This window comes from Klebsiella sp. NPDC088457, assembly GCF_044900465.1.
GTDB lineage: Bacteria > Pseudomonadota > Gammaproteobacteria > Enterobacterales > Enterobacteriaceae > Klebsiella.
On record NZ_JBJDNH010000031.1, the window covers coordinates 1 to 5,226 of the forward strand.

4 protein-coding genes, 1 tRNA gene and 1 pseudogene are annotated in these 5,226 nt (G+C 61.3%); 5 read left to right on the forward strand and 1 reads right to left on the reverse strand.

From position 1 onward, the window contains the following. Nucleotides 1-136 precede the first annotated feature (136 nt). Nucleotides 137-221, reverse strand: a tRNA-Leu gene (locus ACI2JR_RS18835). A gap of 752 nt (nucleotides 222-973) precedes the next feature. Here ACI2JR_RS18835 and ACI2JR_RS18840 point away from each other — a divergent pair. The 5 genes and pseudogenes from ACI2JR_RS18840 to ACI2JR_RS18860 form a co-directional block, all read left to right on the forward strand. Continuing rightward, on the forward strand, nucleotides 974-1,621 hold the full coding sequence (locus tag ACI2JR_RS18840; protein ID WP_462479201.1) for a carbonic anhydrase: 648 nt from the start codon (nucleotides 974-976) through the stop codon (nucleotides 1,619-1,621). Further along, nucleotides 1,618-2,745, forward strand: a complete 1,128-nt coding sequence (locus tag ACI2JR_RS18845; RefSeq protein WP_462479202.1) for a SulP family inorganic anion transporter — start codon at nucleotides 1,618-1,620, stop codon at nucleotides 2,743-2,745. The genes ACI2JR_RS18840 and ACI2JR_RS18845 overlap by 4 nt, the downstream gene beginning before the upstream one ends. Before the next feature lie 110 nt (nucleotides 2,746-2,855). Beyond that, a complete protein-coding gene (locus ACI2JR_RS18850; RefSeq protein WP_132730108.1) occupies nucleotides 2,856-3,875 on the forward strand; it encodes an NADPH-dependent aldehyde reductase Ahr in 1,020 nt (339 codons plus the stop codon). 159 nt (nucleotides 3,876-4,034) lie between these two features. Next, nucleotides 4,035-4,907 carry a carbohydrate ABC transporter permease gene (locus ACI2JR_RS18855; protein ID WP_132730109.1) on the forward strand — a complete coding sequence of 291 codons (873 nt, stop codon included), beginning with the start codon at nucleotides 4,035-4,037 and terminating at the stop codon, nucleotides 4,905-4,907. Continuing rightward, nucleotides 4,897-5,226 (forward strand): annotated as a pseudogene (locus ACI2JR_RS18860) (carbohydrate ABC transporter permease); the annotation flags it as partial. The gene ACI2JR_RS18855 and the pseudogene ACI2JR_RS18860, both read left to right, overlap by 11 nt.

Below are 5,226 nucleotides of genomic sequence, written 5' to 3' on the forward strand. Positions count from 1 at the left end.
AGATGCCCCCAATTATGCCCCCAATGACATCCGGATTTCAACGGACAACCTCGGACGACTCAGGACGTAAAAATCGCTGCAATCATTGATTTTTAAGGGAAAATTGGACTTTCTCGGATGGTCTTGGAAGTACTAATGGTGCCGAAGGCCGGACTCGAACCGGCACGTATTTCTACGGTTGATTTTGAATCAACTGCGTCTACCGATTTCGCCACTTCGGCACTGAAGGGATACGGAAACGTTGTGGATTATACCTGTCGATGGCCGCCATGCAAGCGGCAGCGTGTGCGTGCAGCGCTAAGTGTCGAAAAAAACAGCGCTTAGGCGTTGCGGAGCCGTGAGAAGTAACATTTTACCCCGCAACTGTCCGCCTTCCACCGCCCATGTTTGCACCGGCTCACGCTACGCTTAGCCGGGCTACCTCGCGGCTCCCTACCGCAATCAACGTAAAACGCTCTTCTCACCCCTAACTCCCTACGCAACCCCACCAGCCTACGTAAATACCGCAACCCTCCTCCTCCCCCACGTTTACCCCAGCTCGCGCTACGCTTATCAGGACGACCCCTTCCCGGCCCCTTCCCGGCCCCTTCCCTTGCCCTCCCCACCCATCACCAAAATTTTTCTCAGTTTTTTCTCAGCAGGTTCTCTTTCTATACCCTTTATCTCCCCAGCGAATAAAGAAGATTTACCAATACCAAACCACTTAAATATAAGATTCCAGAATAGATAAAATAATCTCTCATTTTATTCCAGAAAGTTTTAGTCAATAACTTTTCGCTATTCACTGGCTTAGCGCATTCCTATTAATTTCATCAATATTTTTATAACTTTACATTAATGAAAAGTTTTCTTTAGGGCGCTTATTCCAGGATTTTCCTCAGCCGCCAGAGTTCCGGTAAAGACTATTTTTAGGAGTCGCAGTACGAGTCTCGATGGACATATTCACTCGTTGAATTCACTCAGGAGAAAGCACGTGACGACCCTCAAACCCCTGCTGGCCAGAAACCGCAGCTGGGCGCTGCAAAAACGCCAGCGCGACCCGCAATACTTTGACAAGCTGGTCGATGGCCAGCGTCCCCACTCGCTGTGGATCGGCTGCTCCGACAGCCGCGTTCCCGCCGAGGTGCTCACCGGCTCCCATCCAGGCGAACTGTTCGTCCACCGCAATATCGCCAACATGATTGACCCCGCCGACGACAACTTTATGAGCGTATTGCAGTACGCCCTCCACTATCTCGAAGTGGAGCGGGTGGTGCTCTGCGGCCACTACGGCTGCGGCGGGGTGCAGGCGGCGCTGTCGCTGCCGCAGATGGCGCTGGCCCAGGAGTCCTCGGCCCTCTCCCGGCGTATCGGCCAGCTACGCGAGACCCTGGGTGGCGAAATACGCCAGCTGACGCCCGCCGTTGCGGCGGGAGAGGAGGGGGATGATAAAGAGGCCCTCAACGCCCTGGTGGAAGCCAACGTCCGCGCTCAGTTCGCCCGGCTGACCCGCTGCGAACCGGTGCAGGCGATTCTGCACAGCGGGCGGGCGCTCAGCCTGCACGGCTGCGTCTACGACCAGGCCTCCGGCCACCTGACCACCCTCGTTGAACACCTCTCGCCACAGGAGCACGCCCCATGAATACCCTTCGCCAGGACTCCCTTGCCGGGGTCGTCGTCTTCCTTGTCGCCCTGCCGCTGTGCCTCGGCATCGCCCAGGCCAGCGGCCTGCCGCCGTTTGTCGGCCTGCTGACCGGCATCATCGGCGGTATCGTCGTCACCGCCCTCAGCCCCTCCCGTTTTGCCGTCAGCGGCCCCGCCGCCGGCCTGGTCACCATCGTCGTTGCCGCCATTGAAACCCTCGGCTCCTTCTCCGCCTTCCTGATGGCGCTGGTGCTGGCCGGCGTGCTGCAGCTGCTATTCGGCGTGCTGCGGGCCGGGCGCTTTATCTCCCTCGTGCCCGCCAGCGTGATCAAAGGTATGCTAGCGGCGATCGGTATTTTACTGATTATGCAGCAGATCCCGGTGGCCCTCGGCACCGCTGAAGAGACCCACCTACGCGACCTGGCTGCCGGCGAGGCGCTGAAAAAGCTGCGTCCACAGAACCCTCCCCCCTCGCCGAACCGCGAAATGGCCACTCAGGGCGTCGGCAACCTGCTCTCCGGCCTGCTCGGCGCCATGCCGATCACCGCGGTGATCGTCCGCAGTTCAGTCAATGTCAGTAGCGGCGCCCGGAGCAAGCTCTCGATCTTTATCCACGGCGTTCTGCTGCTGATCTGCGGCCTGTGGTTCAGCGGCCTGCTGGCGCTGATCCCGCTCTCCAGCCTCGCCGCGGTGCTGATCTATACCGGCTATAAGCTGGCGACCCCGCGGCTGTTCATCAGCCAGTTCCGCATGGGCGCGGCGCAGTACGTGCCGTTCCTCGCCACCATTGGCGGCATCATCGCCTTTGGCATGCTGGCGGGGATCGGCATCGGTCTCGCCGCCCAGGTGGCGTTCAGCATCTGGCGCAGCCATCGTCACTCGCTGCAGCTGGCGCGCTATGACGACCACTACGTGCTGCGCATTCAGCAAAACCTCACCTTTTTGCACAATCCGCACCTGCTGGCGCTGCTGGCGAAGATCCCCGAGCAGAGCGTGGTGATCGTCGAGCACGATAACGTCGGCTATCTCGACCCGGACGTGCAGGCGGTGCTGGATGATTTTGCCGAGAGTGCCCCCCAGCGCGGGATCCACCTCAACCAGTGGCCGGTCGCTGGCCGCTGACCACTGCCGGGCAGCCTGGCTGCCCGGCTACGATCCCGCCTTCTGCCAGGCGTCGCCCCGCCCCATGCTCTACACTTTCTGTTTATCTCCGCCAAACCAAGGAAATCGTGATGAGCACAATTAAAAGCTACGCCGCCAAAGAAGCGGGCGCCGATCTGTCGCTGTGGGAGTACGACGCGGGCGAACTGCTGCCGCAGGACGTCGAAGTGCAGGTCGACTACTGCGGGATCTGCCACTCCGACCTGTCGATGATCGATAACGAATGGGGCATGTCGAGCTATCCCCTGGTCGCCGGCCACGAGGTGATTGGCCGCGTGGTGGCGCTGGGCAGCGCGGCGCAGGATAAGGGGCTGAAGATCGGCCAGAAGGTGGGCATCGGCTGGACGGCGCGCAGCTGCGGGCACTGCGACGCCTGCATCAGCGGCCACCAGATCAAATGTCTGGCAGGCTCGGTGCCGACCATCATCAACCGTGGCGGCTTCGCCGACAAGCTGCGCGCCGACTGGCAGTGGGTGATCCCTCTGCCGGAGAGTATCGATATCGCATCCGCCGGCCCGATGCTGTGCGGCGGGATCACCGTCTTTAAACCGCTGCTGATGCACCACGTCACCGCCACCAGCCGCGTCGGAGTGATCGGGATCGGCGGCCTCGGCCATATCGCGATTAAACTGCTGCGGGCTATGGGCGCGGAAGTCACCGCTTTCAGCTCCAACCCGGCGAAAGAGCAGGAAGTGCTGGCGATGGGCGCCGATCGGGTGGTCAACAGCCGCGATCCTGAAGCCCTAAAAGCGCTGGCCGGCCAGTTTGATCTGATCATTAACACCGTGGCGGTGGATCTCGAATGGCAGCCGTACTTTGAAGCGCTGGCCTACGGCGGCAACTTCCATACCGTCGGCGCGGTGATGAAGCCGTTCCCGGTACCCGCCTTTACCCTGATTAGCGGCGACCGCAGCATCTCCGGCTCGGCCACCGGCAACCCGTCCGAGCTGCGCAAGCTGATGAAGTTCGCCGGGCGTAGCAAAGTGGCCCCCACCACCGAGCTGTTCCCGATGTCGCAGATCAACGAGGCGTTGAAACACGTGCGCGAGGGTAAAGCCCGTTATCGCGTGGTGCTGAAAGCCGATTTCTGACGTCGTCCCTCTCCGCCGGGCGGCACGTCCGCCCGGCACGTTCCTTCAGCAGCCGCCCGCTGAAGGTTCATTAAACGGTCATCTCCCCGCCATCCCTTTGCAGTCAATCGTTCTCACAATCCGGGCTTCCATAAACGCCTGAACGAGACGTCTGCCACCATGAGAAAAACCTGGCTCCCCTGGCTGATACTGTCGCCCTCCCTGCTGTTTTTACTGCTGTTTACCTGGTTCCCGCTGGGCCGTTCGGTGTACGACAGCCTGTTCGATACCCGTATGGCCAGCGACGGCGCGCCGTTCGTCGGGCTGGATAACTTCGTCCGCCTGTTTGCCGATAACGTCTTCTGGCAGTCGCTGCTCAACAACCTGCTCTATATCCTGCTGACGGTGGTCCCCGGCGTGACGCTGGCCCTGCTGCTGGCGGTGGCGCTGAACGAAAACCGCCGCCTCAACCGCTGGCTGCGCACCGCCTTCTTCTTCCCGATGATTATCCCGATGGTCAGCGCCGCCGCGCTGTGGCTGTTTATCTTTATGCCTGGCCTCGGCCTGCTCGACCACTATCTGGCGAAACTGTTCGGGCCGATGAACAACAACTGGCTGGGGCGCAGCAACAGCGCTCTGCTGGCGCTGGCGCTGATCGGCGTGTGGAAGTTCGCCGGCTACTACATGCTGTTTTTCCTCGCCGGGTTGCAGAGCATCCCGGCTTCAACGCGCGAGGCGGCGATCATGGAAGGGGCCACCCGCAGCCAGGTGTTCTTTAAGGTCACCCTGCCGCTGCTGCGCCCGACCCTGAGCTTCGTCATCACCACTGCGCTGATCTACTCCATCACCCAGATTGACCACGTCGCGGTGATGACCCGCGGCGGGCCGGACAACGCCACCACCGTGCTGCTCTACTACATCCAGAACCTGGCGTGGGATACCCACGATCTTGGCAAAGCCTCCGCCGCTACCTTCCTGACGCTGGCCGGGCTGTTCGCCTTCTCGCTGATAAACCTCAAACTGCTGGAGAAAGGAGCCCACTATGAGCGCTGAAGCCTCGCCGCCGCTGCTGCGCGCGCAGGGCGCCCCGCGTCCGCTGTGGCTGCGTCTGCGCCGTTCGCCGCCGTTCACCCTCAGCGTACTGATGTGCTGCCTGGCCCTGCTGTGGATCAGTCCGTTTATCTGGATGCTGGCCACCGCCTTCAGCGCCACCACCTTCGGCGAAGATATGGCCTCGCTGCTGCCGCGCCTGCCGCTGACGCTGGATAACTTCCGCGACGCCTGGGCCAGCGCCGACTGGCTGAGCCTGTACGCCAACACCCTTATCTTCACCTTCGGCACCTTCTTCGTGCAGCTGTTGAGCATCACCTCC

Coding starts and splice junctions, on each gene's coding strand:
- ACI2JR_RS18845 (WP_462479202.1), top strand. CDS start 1,618: ATGAATACCCTTCGCCAGGACTCCCTTGCCGGGGTCGTCGTCTTCCTT.
- ACI2JR_RS18855 (WP_132730109.1), top strand. CDS start 4,035: ATGAGAAAAACCTGGCTCCCCTGGCTGATACTGTCGCCCTCCCTGCTG.
- ACI2JR_RS18850 (WP_132730108.1), top strand. CDS start 2,856: ATGAGCACAATTAAAAGCTACGCCGCCAAAGAAGCGGGCGCCGATCTG.